The following is a 13,374-nucleotide window of genomic DNA, read 5'->3' on the forward strand; positions in this document are numbered from 1 at the left end:
TTTAAAAGGAATATTGTTTAGTATACAATTGTAAAAAATGGAAAAATTAATAAATGAATTTTCAATAGGTCTTTTCTTTTGGCAAGCAGTTATATTTATACTGTTGCTTATTTTATTAAGAAAATTTGCTTGGAAACCAATCTTGAACGCGGTGAACGATCGTGAAGAAGGAATAAAAAACGCATTGGATTCTGCCGAAAAGGCAAAACTTGAAATGCAAAATCTTCAAGCAGATAATGAAAAATTATTGCAAGAAGCACGTGCAGAACGTGAGGTGATGATGAAGGAAGCTCGCGAGATTAAAGCAAAAATGATTTCAGACGCTAAAGAGGAAGCTAAAACAGAAGCAGACAAAATGGTTGCCCAAGCACAAGCTGCAATTGAAAGCGAAAAGAAATCAGCAATCGCTGAGTTGAAGCAACAAGTAGCAAGCCTTTCTCTGGAAATTGCTGAAAAAGTAGTAAAACACGAACTTTCCGATAAAGACAAGCAATTAAAACTTGTTGACGAAATGTTGGGCGACGCCAAATTAAACTAATATTCAATGAGCAGAGCAGCGATTAGATACGCGAAAGCAATTTTGCAGAAAGCAAACGAGAACAACACAGAAGCTGTTGTTTTTGGCGATATGCAATCTGTTTACAACACTATTGAAGGTAGCCGCGAATTGCAAACAGTGCTTCAAAGTCCTGTAATAAAAGCCAACGATAAAAAGGAAGCTTTATTGAAAATTTTCAACGGACAATCAGAAATCACACATTCGCTTATCAATATTTTAGTTGACAATAAACGTACTTCATTATTAGGAAATGTGGCTAAAAGCTATGTTGATCTTTACAATGAAGAACAAGGCGTAAAAGTAGCAACCGTAATTACAGCCGTTCCTCTTTCTTCAGAATTGGAAAGCAAAGTGATGGCCAAAATAAAAGAATTGACCGGAAGCGAAAAAGTAACGCTTAAAAACGAAGTTGACCCAGCGATTATTGGAGGATTTATCCTTCGCGTTGGCGATATTCAATACAACGCAAGCATCGCGAACCAATTTGGAAATTTAAAAAGAGAATTCAGTAAATCAATATAATTTTTGTGTCACCCTGAGCACAGTCGAAGGGTAAAATCATAAATACAAATAAAAATGGCAGAAGTAAAACCAGCTGAAGTATCAGCAATATTAAAGCAACAACTTACAGGCTTTGAAGCAACTGCTTCCCTGGACGAAGTAGGAACTGTTTTAACCGTGGGTGACGGTATTGTTCGTGCATACGGACTTTCAAACGCACAATACGGTGAATTGGTAGCCTTTGAAAGCGGTCTTGAAGGTATTGTATTGAACCTTGAGGAAGACAACGTAGGTATCGTACTTTTAGGTCCTTCAAAAGAAATTAAGGAAGGTTCAACCGTAAAACGTACACAACGTATTGCTTCACTTAAAGTAGGTGAAGGTATTGTTGGTCGTGTGGTAAACACATTGGGTCAGCCTATCGATGGTAAAGGTCCAATCACCGGTGAAACTTATGAAATGCCATTGGAGCGTAAAGCTCCGGGTGTAATTTACCGTCAGCCGGTAACTGAGCCACTTCAAACTGGTATTAAGTCTATTGATGCAATGATTCCTGTGGGCCGTGGCCAGCGTGAGCTTGTTATTGGTGACCGCCAAACAGGTAAATCTACCGTTTGTATCGATACCATTTTGAACCAAAAAGAATTTTACGATGCAGGTCAGCCTGTATATTGTATATATGTAGCGATTGGGCAAAAAGCTTCAACCGTAGCGAACATTGCACAAGTTTTGGAAGAAAAAGGTGCATTGGCCTATACAACCATTGTTGCGGCAAACGCATCAGATCCTGCGCCAATGCAGGTATATGCTCCTTTCGCAGGTGCTGCAATTGGTGAGTACTTCCGTGATACTGGTCGTCCAGCATTGATTGTTTATGATGATTTATCTAAACAAGCGGTAGCATACCGTGAGGTTTCACTTTTGCTTCGTCGTCCACCGGGACGTGAGGCATATCCTGGAGACGTTTTCTTCCTTCACTCAAGATTGTTGGAGCGTGCCGCTAAGGTAATTGCCGATGATGATATTGCAAAGGAAATGAACGACCTTCCAGAATCATTAAAAGGTTTAGTAAAAGGTGGTGGTTCATTAACAGCACTTCCTATTATTGAAACACAGGCGGGTGACGTTTCGGCGTATATTCCAACAAACGTAATTTCGATTACCGACGGTCAGATTTTCTTGGATGGAGATTTGTTCAACGCGGGGGTTCGTCCAGCTATTAACGTAGGTATTTCGGTATCTCGTGTGGGTGGTAACGCTCAGATTAAATCGATGAAAAAGGTAGCAGGTACCTTGAAACTGGATCAGGCTGCTTTCCGTGAATTGGAAGCGTTTGCAAAATTCGGTTCAGATTTGGATGCTGCAACCTTGAATGTTATTGAAAAAGGAAAGCGTAACGTAGAAATATTAAAGCAATCTGAAAACGATCCGTACACGGTAGAAGATCAAATTGCAGTTATTTATGCAGGTTCCAAAAACTTGATGCGTAGCGTTCCTGTTGAAAAAGTAAAAGAATTTGAAAGAGATTACCTAGAAATGTTAAACGTAAAGCACAGAGACACGCTTAACGATCTTAAAGCTGGTAAACTTACTGATGAAGCAATTGATGTGATGACAACGGTTGCTGCTGATCTTTCAGCGAAATATAAAAAGTAGTTAGATTTCTGTATTGAGTATTGAGAAAATATATCTCGATACTCAATACTAAATACTCAATTCTATAAAAGAATGGCGAATCTTAAGGAAATTAGAAACAGAATATCATCCGTCGGTTCAACGATGCAGATTACTAGTGCCATGAAAATGGTTTCTGCCGCAAAGTTGAAGAAGGCGCAGGATGCAATTACTGCAATGCGTCCCTATTCTGAAAAACTTACTGAACTTTTGCAAAACCTAAGCGCCACGCTTGATGCCGATACCGGGAGCAAGTATTCAGAACAGCGCGAAGTGAACAAAGTCTTGGTGGTTGCCATTACCAGTAACCGTGGTTTGGCGGGAGCTTTTAATACAAACGTCATAAAAGAATCACGCAATTTGGCGGCAAATACGTATGCTGGCAAACAAGTGGATTTTATGACCCTTGGTAAAAAAGGAAATGATATTCTGAAAAAAACCGGAAATGTTATAGAAAACAACAACGGTATTTTTGACGATCTTTCTTTTGATACTACTGCAGAAATTGCTGAAAAACTGATGCTTCTTTTTTCCGAAGGAAAATATGACAAGATCATTTTGGTGTACAACAATTTCAAAAATGCTGCTACACAGGTAGTAATGACTGAGCAGTTCTTGCCTATTTTGCCTCCAAAACCAATTGAAGGTCAAGAAGCAAAAACTACCGAAACTTTTTACATATTTGAACCTTCAAAAGAAGAAATTGTTGAGGCGTTAATTCCTAAGAGTTTAAAAACACAGTTGTTCAAAGGTCTTCGCGATAGTGTTGCCAGCGAGCACGGCGCACGTATGACGGCGATGCACAAGGCAACAGACAACGCAACCGAGCTTCGCGATGCATTGAAACTTCAATACAACAAAGCGCGTCAAGCTGCCATTACTAACGAAATCCTTGAAATTGTTGGTGGTGCAGAGGCATTGGCCGGATAAAATATCTTAAAATTTATTTAAAAAAAGCCTTTCGTTTTTCGGAAGGCTTTTTTGTTGCATAATATTTGTAATTTTAGTGAATGATGAAAAATTTAAAAATAATATTTGGACTTATAACTTTGCCAATGGTTTTACTCAGTTTTTCCAACTGTGGCAGTGCGCAGGATTCAAGCAACAAAAAAGCATTTAATCAAAATCCTCCTTTCAAAATTAGTGAAGTATACTACCAAAACTGGGTTGCTGGCGTAAAGGAAGGTGGCTCTGGAACAAATATTTATATTACTTTCAGTGAAAAGAATACCGATGCTGTTATCCAAAATATCTATTTCAGGAACCAAATTTTGGAGGCAAAAGGCAATATAAACGAACCAAATCAATTTGTTGGCTATCTTAAAAATGATGCCCAACGTGATATTGTTATGGACGCTGACCCTATCAAAGAGGCGAAAAATAATCCGCCGAAAGTATTTCCGTTCCAGTTGGAAAATAATCAAGCGGTTATAGAATATTGGTTTGAAGGGAAAAAGAATTATTTCAAGGTTTCCAATATTACTGAAAAGGAAATGATTCCATATCCACAGGCGAATCCAAATTCGCACGAATAGTTATGCAAACTATCAATCTTAAAGATAAGTTTTCAACTTTCAAAAACCATTGGCACCCGCACCAAATAACGGTTGTGGATAATATGCAAGTGCTCTTGGCAAAGCTGAAGGATGAATTTGTCTGGCACAAACATGAAGAGGAAGATGAGTTGTTTTTTGTACAGAAGGGAACTTTGGAAATGCATTTTCGGCCTTCGCCCAACGAAGCCGATGGCGAAGGTGGGGATAAAGTTGAAATTGTTTCCGAAGGCGAAATAATTGTTGTTCCAAAAGGCGTTGAGCATTGCCCAAAAACCCGAAATGGCGAAGAAGTACACGTGCTTCTTTTTGAAAAACTCACTACAAAACACACGGGAAATGTAACTTCGGAAAAAACTGTTTCCGACTACCCTAAAATTTAAAGTATGAAAATACTTCACCTCGATAGCAACCATCCGTTATTATTGAAAATGCTTATGGAAGCAGGGTTTTCAAATGAAGAAAACTACAAATCTTCAAAATCTGAAATTGAGGAAATCATTTCAAATTACGAAGGAATCGTCATAAGAAGCCGTTTCAACATTGACAAACAATTTCTCGAGGCTGCAAAAAATCTGAAATTTATAGCCCGAGTTGGCGCCGGTTTGGAAAGCATCGACACCGATTATGCAGATAAACTTGGCATTAAACTAATCGCTGCGCCTGAAGGCAATAGAAACGCCGTGGGTGAACATGCTTTGGGAATGCTCCTTTCGCTATTCAACAAGCTGAATAAAGCCGATAGCGAGGTTAAAAACGGTCTCTGGAACCGTGAAGCAAACCGTGGAATTGAACTGGAGGGAAAAACCGTTGGAATAATTGGTTACGGCAATATGGGCAAAGCTTTCGCAAAAAAATTGAAAGGTTTTGATTGCGAAGTAATTTGTTTCGATATAAAAGAAAATGTGGGTGATGAAAACGCTAAACAAGCTTCATTGGATGAACTTCAGCAAAACGCTGATGTTTTAAGTCTTCACACGCCGTGGACGCCTTTGACAGATAAAATGGTGAATTCAGAATTTATCAATTCATTTGCAAAACCATTTTGGCTCATCAATACCGCGCGCGGAAAAAGTGTTGTAACCGCAGATTTGGTTTCGGCATTAAAATCCGGAAAAATTTTTGGAGCTGGACTTGATGTTTTGGAATTTGAAAAACTATCTTTTGAAACACTTTTTGATTCAGATAATTTACCCAATTCGTTGAAAGAACTCTTCGCGATGGACAATGTAATTTTAAGTCCGCATATTGCTGGATGGACCGTTGAAAGCAAAGAGAAATTGGCAACGGTTATTGCAGAAAAAATAATTCAAAATTTTAAAAATTCATAATTATGAAAAAAAGAGTAACTGGAATTGGCGGAATTTTCTTCAAAACAAAAGATCCGAAGCAAACGAGGGAATGGTACAAAAATCACTTGGGTTTTGATACTAATGAGTACGGCAGCAGTTTCAATTGGCAAGATGAAAACGGTAAACAATGTACAACACAATGGAGCCTTTTTAAAGATGATACCAAATATTTTGCGCCCAGTGAAAAAGAGTTTATGATGAACTATCGCGTAGAAAATCTTGAAGAATTGTTGAAAGTCTTAAAGGAAGAAGGTGTAACAATTGTGGGCGAAATGGAGACTTATGATTATGGAAAATTTGGATGGATCCTAGATCCCGATGGCAATAAAATTGAACTTTGGGAACCCGCTGACGAAACACTTCTATAATTTTTTATACATTTATTACTCATTAAAAACCAACTAATTAAACTATGGAAGAAGAACAAAACTCTGACTACGACAGTACAAAAAAAAGGATAGATGAAGCCACCGATAATTTTGAACAACAAGCAAAACATACCGCAAATGAGTTTAAAGAAGAGTGGAACAAAGTAACCCAGGGACAAGAAAATAAAAAACTATTAGCCGGAGTTTTGGCTCTTTTGTTTGGATGGTTAGGAATACACAAATTTATATTGGGTTATAATACTGAGGGAATAATTTTATTGGTCATCGGATTATCGGGAATTTTAACGTGTGGAATAACCTCTGGAATATCTGGGATAATTGGAATTATTGAAGGAATTATTTACCTAACCAAAAGCGATGAAGAATTCTACCAAACCTATCAAGTAGGAAAAAAAGGATGGTTCTAAATATGTAAAGCCTTTGGATTTTTCAAAGGCTTTTTTTATAAACTTAAATGAGAAATAATATGAGCAAGTATGGAGCAATACCCGCAATGAGCTATAAAGATGCCAACGCAGCTGTCGATTTTTTAACCAATGCTTTTGGATTTAAGGAACACTTCGTTTATAGGGATGAAAAAAATATGGTTCATCACGCAGAGCTTTCATTAGGCAATGCGATGGTTATGATTGGCCCACAGCGTAAAGAAAGTGAATTCGGAAAAATGACCGGAACACCAGCACAGGCCAATGGTTTGAATACCCAAACTGCATATATTATTATTGATGAAGTGGACAATCACTACAAAAATGCAAAAGCCCATGGCGCCAAAATAGTAATGGATATTAAAGACGAAGATTACGGCGGCCGTGGTTACAGTTGCAAAGATCCCGAAGGAAATATTTGGAGTTTTGGAAGTTATAATCCCTACGAATCAAAATAAAAAACTATGATTTTTGACACCGCATTTCTTGCTGGATTCGCTCTTTTATTTCTTCGGATAATAATTGCGATTGTCTTTTTCTCTAGTGGAAAAAGTCACGTTCAAAAGCCAAAAGAACGCGGCGAAAGTATAGGAATGTCTCCAACGGCAACCACAGTTTTGGGGTTGGCAGAAATAGTTGGCGCAATTTCCATTGCTTTTGGAATTTTCACCCAAATAGGTGCGTTGCTAATTATGGGAGCAATGCTTGGAGCTATGTATAAAAAAATCTTTATTTGGAAAACGGGTTTTTATGAAGATAAAGGCTATGGTTGGCATTATGACCTTCTTTTATTTCTCGGCACTTTCGTGATTTTTACTACCCACGGTGGAAGTTTGATTCTTTTTTAATCCTTCTTAAGCACTGCTACAATTTGCGGCACATCTTTCTTTTCAAAGAAATAAATGGTTTTTACCAAATATTTCAGTAGCCAACTTTTTTGGGTTATCAATTTTTCTGCAAGCATTGCAATAACTGTATCGCGGTTGTTTAACTCGTTTATTTTATTTGGTGAAATATGATATTGGTTTGCAAAAAGCCAAGCGCCGTCCCGTGCAACATTTATACTAAAACTGACCAATTTATCCTCGCGTCCTTTCCCGAATTTATCCAACAATCCAAACAAAGGTGAAACCGAAATAATTTTGGCTTCCACATTTGCAATCATCGATGCTAATATTTCATTTATTTTATTGAAATCATTTTCAAAATCCAGCAACTCGCCATCATCGCCAACGGTTTCCGCAACGGCAATTCCCAAATCTAAATTTATATGTGCATTAATCCCCAAAAGCAAATGTTGCATAATCAGCAACTTTCCTGTTTTTGCTGCTTCAAAAGCATTTTTCCAGCTTTTCGTAAAAGGTTTGTTGAATCCCGAACATTCATACGCATCAATATATCTGTTAGCAAAAAGCACGTCCAGTTTTTCCATTCGGGGATTATTTTCGAATTCATTATTTAGAATTCCCTCTTTTATGCGAACGGTTACTTTTCTGTAAAGTATAGGAAAATATGCCATGCAGGAATTGTTAGTACATTCCTTTTCAATAATTACATCGAGTGCGGAAATTACTTCGTCTATGGTTTTGGGCAACATATTTAAATAGTTAGCAATTACGAAGTTATACTTTTTTGAAGCTTTTTTTGAAAAAAGGGAAAAGAAAACCGAATTTATTTATCGCCGTTTTGGGAATCTGAATATTTTTTCTCAAGTTCCGCCTGAAACTCTTCCATAACAGGTTTTACGGTACTTTCCGGTAAATCTGCGATACGGATGTACATTAAACCATCCACCGCATTATTGAAAAGTGGATCTACGTTGAAGGCCACAACCTTTGCGTTCTGTTTGATGTATTTTTTGATAAGCACGGGCAAACGAAGACTTCCCGGCTCCACTTCGTCAATTATTTTGTCGAATTTGTTTAAATCCGCTTCACTTTCATCAAAAATGAAATCTTTATCGGCGTCCTTCAATTTTACTTTGTATTCCTTCTTCGGATTGATGTATTGAGCCACATACGGATCGTAATAATTCGATTTCATAAACTCAATCATCAAACTTTTCGAGAATTCTGAAAATTTATTGCTGATGCTCACGCCACCAATCAAATAGCGATGTTCGGGATAGCGAAGCGTTGTGTGTACGATTCCTTTCCAAAGCAAAAACAAAGGCATCGGGCGAAGTTGGTATTCCTTAATAATAAAAGCGCGTCCCATTTCGATGGATTTGCTCATCATTTCATACAATTCGGGCTCAAAACGAAACAGATCCTGTAAATAAAAACCATCAATCCCAAATCGTGGAAAAATCTCTGAACCAAGCCCCATTCTGTATGCTCCCGCCATTTTCTGGGCGTCATTATCCCACAGAAACATATGGTGATAATAGCTGTCAAATTTGTCAAGATCCGTACTATTGTTGGTTCCTTCGCCCACTTCACGGAACGTTATTTCACGAAGTCTTCCTATTTCCTGCAGAATGTAGGGAATGGTATCTGCCTGGGCTAAAAACACTTCGTAATTTTTACTAACAAGCAATCGCTTATCATTTTCGCGAAGTTTTTCTATTTCCGCCTCCATCGCTTTCAATGGAATTGGACCCGCAATTTTCTTCGGTGGCTTCGGAAATTTTAGTGTTTTCGGAATGTTGTCCAACAATTTTTTCTTCTGAAAAGCATTGGAAAGCATATAGGTTTTCTTCCGAAGAAATTCAGTAAAAATGGGCAACGACTCGTGTTCCTTTTGGTCTTCAGCAGAAATTGCGTTTCCAATTCGCACTTTAATCAATCGCTCTTTTTGAGTCAACAATTCTGAAGGCAATTTGGCGGTGCGCAGCGTATCGCTCATCTTTGCCAAACGGTAAAACAACTTGCTATTTTTTGCGTGAAAATATATGGGAACTATTGGTACTTCAGCTTTTTTAACCAATTTCATCGCGGCTTCTTCCCAAGGTTTGTCAACCAATAATTTATCGTCCCTATAAGTTGAAACTTCACCTGCAGGAAAAATACCTAAAGGATGGCCATCCTGTAAATGTTTTAGCGCTGATTTAAATCCTGTAATGCTTGATTTAACGTCTTTCCTGTCCTCAAAAGGATTTACGGGCATAACGTAAGGTTTCAGCGGTTCAATTCTATGTAGTAAAAAATTCGCAACAATTTTGAAATCTGGACGGTGTTCCAACAATAATTTAAGCAAAAGAATGCCGTCAATTCCACCCAACGGATGGTTTGAAATAGTTATAAAAGCACCTGTTTTTGGGATTCGGCGAAGGTCTTCTTCTGGAATTTCAAACTTTATTTCAAACTCTTCAATCAGCGCATTTATAAATTCCAGATCGTGCAGATGCTTGTTTTTATCGTAAATTTTGTTGAGAGTGGTAATGTTCAGAACTTTCATTAAAGACCAGCCCATAAAAGTGCCCAGAAAGCCGAATTTATCGACGTTTATGGCTTTTGCAACTTCCTTTGCATTGACTAATCCCATGAAATATTTAGATTGTTTGTATCCAACAAATATAACGAAACCGATTGATACTATTCCTTAATTACGAGCTGTACCGTCTCCTTGCTTTCCTGCTTTAAAAGCACGTTTTTATTTTCCGCAAGTGCCTTTATTTCAGCAGTGTTAAAATGCCGAATGGTGTAGAGCGTAACGTTTTCGTTCCATTTTACACTGAATTTCTCGCGAAGCTTTGCAAGCAATGCCTCTAAATTGTTGAACTTGTCGTTAACGCAGACCGAAAAACTAATGGCTGAATTCTGTATCATTTCAACCTTCATTTTGTGCTTGTGAAGCCATTTGAACACGTCGCCAATATTGTCTTCCATCATAAACGAAAAGTCTAAAGACGAAAGTGAAATAAGCACCAAATCCTTTTTCAGAATAAAACAGGAAGTCTGCGGATCCAGCGTTACGCCTTTGCCCACACAGGTTCCGGGCGCTGTCGGATTTAAAAATGATTTCACGAAAAGAGGAATTTCCTTTCGCTGTAAAGGTTGAAGCGTTTTTGGGTGAATTACCGATGCGCCATAAAATGCAAGCTCAATTGCCTCCCGATAGCTTATGTGGTTCAGGAGCATAGTTTGTGTAAAGTAACGCGGATCTGCATTCAGCACGCCGGGAACGTCTTTCCAAATGGTTACGCTTTCAGCATTTAAACAATATGCAAAAATCGCCGCCGTATAGTCACTTCCCTCGCGGCCAAGGGTTGTGGTGAAATTATTCGTGGTTTCTGAACCCAAAAACCCTTGTGTAATTGTGATACCGTTCGCACTTACTTTTTTCTGAATTTTTTTCTGGGTTGCTTCCCAATCTACACTTGCATCGCGGTAATTAGCATCGGTTTTGATGCATTTGCGAACGTCCAAAAATTCATTTTTCAAACCAATTTCTGAAAGATATGCGGAAACAATTGTGCTGGAAACCAATTCACCAAAACTCACCACTTGGTCGTATAAAAAAGCGTGATTTTTGGATTTGTTGACATCTAAAAATGAAGCCATTTTCCCAAACAGTTTTGAAACATCTTCATAAACAGGATGATTCCTATTTTCAAAAAGACCTTCTAAAATTTCAAGGTGATATTCTTTAAATTCGGAAACGAATTCCTTGCATTTATTGCGATTGTCATTTAGGTATTCTGCAACCACTTTCTCAAGTAAATTGGTAGTTTTTCCCATCGCTGAAACTACGATTACCAGATTTTTTTGGTTGGTTATTTTCAGTACTTCAGAAACATTTTTTACGCCGTCCGCATCTTTTATTGAAGCTCCTCCGAATTTGAATATTTTCATTCAGACTATTTTTTTATGAATTTATATAATTTTTCAGACTTTTTTCGTCCATATGGACAACACGCCATGTGCTTAAAACATTGGCGCCGCTACGTTCGTAGAAGCGAATTGCACCAGTATTCCAATCCAGCACATCCCAAGCAACCCGTTTTAAACCCCGATCGAAAGCAAATTGCATCACTTTTTTATACAGTGCTTCGCCAATTCCCTTGCCGCGTTTGGCTTCTTTAACAATTAAATCTTCCAAATGAAGTGTTCTTCCTTTCCAGGTTGAAAAGCGGAAATATACCAATGCCGCACCAACAATCTCATCGTCAAGTTCTGCAACAAAACAGGTAAACAGTGGATTCTCACCAAAACCTTCCCTTTCTAAATCCTGCACGGTAACTTCAACTGCATCAGGTTCTTTTTCAAAAATGGCAAGTTCTTTTATAAGTTCTAAAACTTGTGGCATGTCCTTTTTTAGCGCTTCACGTACCTTCATCTTTCTGAAAATTAATTAGAATTGCAAATATCGGTTCAATTTCTTAAAAATCCCGATATTTGCCACAAATTCAGGATATCTTCAACCCAATGGCAAAAATAAATCAATCCCTCGGCGAGTTTATAATTGAAAATCAAAGCGAATTCAAATACTCTTCCGGAGAACTGTCGCGGCTTATCAATTCCATCCGTTTGGCGGCAAAAGTGGTAAACCATAAAGTGAATAAAGCTGGACTGGTAGATATTTTAGGCGCTGCGGGCGATATGAACGTGCAGGGTGAAGACCAACAAAAGCTGGACGTTTTTGCAAATGAAGTTTTTATTAATACACTTACAAATCGTGAAATTGTCTGCGGAATTGCCAGTGAAGAGGAAGACGATTTTATCACAATCAAAGGCAGAAACGAGAAGAACGATAACAAATATGTGGTTTTGATGGATCCTTTGGATGGTTCCTCAAATATTGACGTAAATGTTTCCGTGGGCACCATTTTTTCAATTTACAGAAGAATAACACCTTCCGGAACTCCTGTTACAATTGAAGATTTTCTTCAACCGGGCATCAATCAGGTTGCTGCTGGGTATATTGTTTATGGAACTTCAACAATGATAGTTTATACAACGGGCCATGGGGTAAACGGTTTTACGCTGAACCCAGCTATCGGTACATACTATCTTTCACATCCAAACATGAGATTTCCTGAAAATGGAAATATTTATTCTGTGAATGAAGGCAATTATGTTCACTTTCCGCAAGGCGTAAAAGATTATATTAAATACTGCCAAAAAGAAGAAGAGGATCGCCCATATACTTCGCGATACATAGGGTCTTTGGTTTCTGATTTCCACAGAAATATGATAAAAGGTGGAATTTATATTTACCCAAATACATCAAAAGATCCGAATGGAAAACTTCGCCTTTTGTATGAATGTAACCCGATGGCGATGATTGCTGAACAGGCGGGAGGAAAGGCCAGTAATGGTTTTCAAAGAATTTTGGAAATTCAGCCAACTTCATTGCACCAGCGTGTTCCCTTTTTCACTGGAAGTAAAAAAATGGTTGAAAAAGCAGAGGAATTTATGGCTAGTGCTAAATAAAAAAACCCGAAGCTTTCACATCGGGTTTCTAATTTCTTTTAAAAAAACTACTCTTTTCTGTTAAGCAAATAACGGTAATCTTCCAGGCTTAAGCCGCCACTGTATATTGCAATAGATCTTTTTATCAAATCTTGCGCAATCTCAGCAGAGTAACCTAGGCCGATGGCATATCTTTCAATCAAAAAACGTTCGTGATCATCAATTTCGTGATCTGCAAAAATCATTTCGAAAAGATCGTGAATGCGCTCTAAACGTCTTTCGGAATCATTGGGAGGATTGATTGGGTATTTTCCTGGATTTTTCAAAACTTCATTGTATTCGTCTTCTTCTATATCCAGTTTACGGGCAAAACGTTTTAACATTTTTTCTTCTTCACTGTTAATTTCTCCATCAACCGAAGCAATATTTGCAATAGATGCAAAGTGCCCTAAATTTCGGGAATGCTCCCCACTTTCGAATAAATCTGTAAATGACATAATTTGGTTTTATTGTGCAAATATAAAACGAATTGCGAGCAAAGCGAAGCAATCTGTTCAAGTTTTTC

17 protein-coding genes are annotated in these 13,374 nt (G+C 38.0%); 12 read left to right on the forward strand and 5 right to left on the reverse strand.

The window, feature by feature from the left end; genetic code table 11:
• Window positions 1–37 precede the first annotated feature (37 nt).
• From A7A78_RS09040 to A7A78_RS09090, 11 genes are all read left to right on the forward strand, one after another.
• Window positions 38–538: a F0F1 ATP synthase subunit B gene (locus tag A7A78_RS09040; protein ID WP_068762134.1), complete on the forward strand. Its 501-nt coding sequence runs from the start codon at window positions 38–40 to the stop codon at window positions 536–538.
• 6 nt (window positions 539–544) lie between these two features.
• Window positions 545–1,081, forward strand: coding sequence for an ATP synthase F1 subunit delta (gene atpH, locus A7A78_RS09045; RefSeq protein ID WP_068762135.1), 537 nt, complete (start codon window positions 545–547; stop codon window positions 1,079–1,081).
• 54 nt (window positions 1,082–1,135) lie between these two features.
• Entirely contained in the window at window positions 1,136–2,716 is a 1,581-nt protein-coding gene (atpA, locus tag A7A78_RS09050; RefSeq protein WP_068762136.1) for a F0F1 ATP synthase subunit alpha, read from the forward strand.
• A gap of 72 nt (window positions 2,717–2,788) precedes the next feature.
• Window positions 2,789–3,664 (forward strand): ATP synthase F1 subunit gamma, encoded by an 876-nt coding sequence (gene atpG, locus A7A78_RS09055; RefSeq protein ID WP_068762137.1) that lies wholly within the window; start codon window positions 2,789–2,791, stop codon window positions 3,662–3,664.
• Window positions 3,665–3,744: 80 nt separating this feature from the next.
• Window positions 3,745–4,269, forward strand: coding sequence for a hypothetical protein (locus A7A78_RS09060; RefSeq protein ID WP_068762138.1), 525 nt, complete (start codon window positions 3,745–3,747; stop codon window positions 4,267–4,269).
• 2 nt (window positions 4,270–4,271) lie between these two features.
• Window positions 4,272–4,670: a cupin domain-containing protein gene (locus A7A78_RS09065; protein ID WP_068762139.1), complete on the forward strand. Its 399-nt coding sequence runs from the start codon at window positions 4,272–4,274 to the stop codon at window positions 4,668–4,670.
• Window positions 4,671–4,673: 3 nt separating this feature from the next.
• Window positions 4,674–5,618 (forward strand): 2-hydroxyacid dehydrogenase, encoded by a 945-nt coding sequence (locus tag A7A78_RS09070; protein WP_068762140.1) that lies wholly within the window; start codon window positions 4,674–4,676, stop codon window positions 5,616–5,618.
• A gap of 2 nt (window positions 5,619–5,620) precedes the next feature.
• Window positions 5,621–6,007, forward strand: a complete 387-nt coding sequence (locus A7A78_RS09075; protein ID WP_068762141.1) for a VOC family protein — start codon at window positions 5,621–5,623, stop codon at window positions 6,005–6,007.
• Window positions 6,008–6,051: 44 nt separating this feature from the next.
• A complete protein-coding gene (locus tag A7A78_RS09080; RefSeq protein WP_068762142.1) occupies window positions 6,052–6,435 on the forward strand; it encodes a TM2 domain-containing protein in 384 nt (127 codons plus the stop codon).
• Window positions 6,436–6,494: 59 nt separating this feature from the next.
• A complete protein-coding gene (locus A7A78_RS09085; RefSeq protein WP_094746098.1) occupies window positions 6,495–6,911 on the forward strand; it encodes a VOC family protein in 417 nt (138 codons plus the stop codon).
• A 6-nt stretch (window positions 6,912–6,917) separates the two neighbouring features.
• Window positions 6,918–7,301, forward strand: a complete 384-nt coding sequence (locus A7A78_RS09090) for a DoxX family protein (protein WP_068762144.1) — start codon at window positions 6,918–6,920, stop codon at window positions 7,299–7,301.
• On the opposite strand, the gene A7A78_RS09095 is transcribed toward A7A78_RS09090, so the two are convergent.
• From A7A78_RS09095 to A7A78_RS09110, 4 genes are all read right to left on the reverse strand, one after another.
• Window positions 7,298–8,050: a DUF5995 family protein gene (locus A7A78_RS09095; protein ID WP_068762145.1), complete on the reverse strand. Its 753-nt coding sequence runs from the start codon at window positions 8,048–8,050 to the stop codon at window positions 7,298–7,300. The genes A7A78_RS09090 and A7A78_RS09095 overlap by 4 nt on opposite strands.
• Window positions 8,051–8,124: 74 nt before the next feature.
• On the reverse strand, window positions 8,125–9,939 hold the full coding sequence (locus A7A78_RS09100) for a GNAT family N-acyltransferase (protein ID WP_068762146.1): 1,815 nt from the start codon (window positions 9,937–9,939) through the stop codon (window positions 8,125–8,127).
• A 50-nt stretch (window positions 9,940–9,989) separates the two neighbouring features.
• The gene (locus A7A78_RS09105) at window positions 9,990–11,249 is read right to left on the reverse strand and encodes an aspartate kinase (protein WP_068762147.1); all 1,260 of its coding nucleotides are present in this window, start codon (window positions 11,247–11,249) and stop codon (window positions 9,990–9,992) included.
• A 13-nt stretch (window positions 11,250–11,262) separates the two neighbouring features.
• The gene (locus A7A78_RS09110) at window positions 11,263–11,733 is read right to left on the reverse strand and encodes a GNAT family N-acetyltransferase (protein ID WP_068762148.1); all 471 of its coding nucleotides are present in this window, start codon (window positions 11,731–11,733) and stop codon (window positions 11,263–11,265) included.
• An 89-nt stretch (window positions 11,734–11,822) separates the two neighbouring features.
• Between A7A78_RS09110 and fbp the strand changes: the two genes are divergently transcribed.
• Entirely contained in the window at window positions 11,823–12,830 is a 1,008-nt protein-coding gene (gene fbp / locus A7A78_RS09115; RefSeq protein ID WP_068762149.1) for a class 1 fructose-bisphosphatase, read from the forward strand.
• Window positions 12,831–12,877: 47 nt separating this feature from the next.
• Here fbp and A7A78_RS09120 read toward each other — a convergent pair whose 3' ends face one another.
• Entirely contained in the window at window positions 12,878–13,306 is a 429-nt protein-coding gene (locus A7A78_RS09120) for a tellurite resistance TerB family protein (protein ID WP_068762150.1), read from the reverse strand.
• Window positions 13,307–13,374 lie beyond the last annotated feature (68 nt).

The organism is Aequorivita soesokkakensis (assembly GCF_001641085.1).
Taxonomy (GTDB): domain Bacteria; phylum Bacteroidota; class Bacteroidia; order Flavobacteriales; family Flavobacteriaceae; genus Aequorivita; species Aequorivita soesokkakensis.

Bases quoted from the DNA above. Each gene is read 5' to 3' on its own strand.
- atpH (WP_068762135.1), top strand. From the start codon at position 545: ATGAGCAGAGCAGCGATTAGATACGCGAAAGCAATTTTGCAGAAAGCA.
- A7A78_RS09085 (WP_094746098.1), top strand. From the start codon at position 6,495: ATGAGCAAGTATGGAGCAATACCCGCAATGAGCTATAAAGATGCCAAC.
- A7A78_RS09060 (WP_068762138.1), top strand. From the start codon at position 3,745: ATGATGAAAAATTTAAAAATAATATTTGGACTTATAACTTTGCCAATG.
- fbp (WP_068762149.1), top strand. From the start codon at position 11,823: ATGGCAAAAATAAATCAATCCCTCGGCGAGTTTATAATTGAAAATCAA.
- atpG (WP_068762137.1), top strand. From the start codon at position 2,789: ATGGCGAATCTTAAGGAAATTAGAAACAGAATATCATCCGTCGGTTCA.
- A7A78_RS09100 (WP_068762146.1), bottom strand. From the start codon at position 9,939: ATGGGATTAGTCAATGCAAAGGAAGTTGCAAAAGCCATAAACGTCGAT.
- A7A78_RS09080 (WP_068762142.1), top strand. From the start codon at position 6,052: ATGGAAGAAGAACAAAACTCTGACTACGACAGTACAAAAAAAAGGATA.
- A7A78_RS09095 (WP_068762145.1), bottom strand. From the start codon at position 8,050: ATGTTGCCCAAAACCATAGACGAAGTAATTTCCGCACTCGATGTAATT.
- A7A78_RS09075 (WP_068762141.1), top strand. From the start codon at position 5,621: ATGAAAAAAAGAGTAACTGGAATTGGCGGAATTTTCTTCAAAACAAAA.
- A7A78_RS09110 (WP_068762148.1), bottom strand. From the start codon at position 11,733: ATGAAGGTACGTGAAGCGCTAAAAAAGGACATGCCACAAGTTTTAGAA.
- A7A78_RS09090 (WP_068762144.1), top strand. From the start codon at position 6,918: ATGATTTTTGACACCGCATTTCTTGCTGGATTCGCTCTTTTATTTCTT.
- atpA (WP_068762136.1), top strand. From the start codon at position 1,136: ATGGCAGAAGTAAAACCAGCTGAAGTATCAGCAATATTAAAGCAACAA.
- A7A78_RS09065 (WP_068762139.1), top strand. From the start codon at position 4,272: ATGCAAACTATCAATCTTAAAGATAAGTTTTCAACTTTCAAAAACCAT.
- A7A78_RS09105 (WP_068762147.1), bottom strand. From the start codon at position 11,249: ATGAAAATATTCAAATTCGGAGGAGCTTCAATAAAAGATGCGGACGGC.
- A7A78_RS09070 (WP_068762140.1), top strand. From the start codon at position 4,674: ATGAAAATACTTCACCTCGATAGCAACCATCCGTTATTATTGAAAATG.
- A7A78_RS09120 (WP_068762150.1), bottom strand. From the start codon at position 13,306: ATGTCATTTACAGATTTATTCGAAAGTGGGGAGCATTCCCGAAATTTA.
- A7A78_RS09040 (WP_068762134.1), top strand. From the start codon at position 38: ATGGAAAAATTAATAAATGAATTTTCAATAGGTCTTTTCTTTTGGCAA.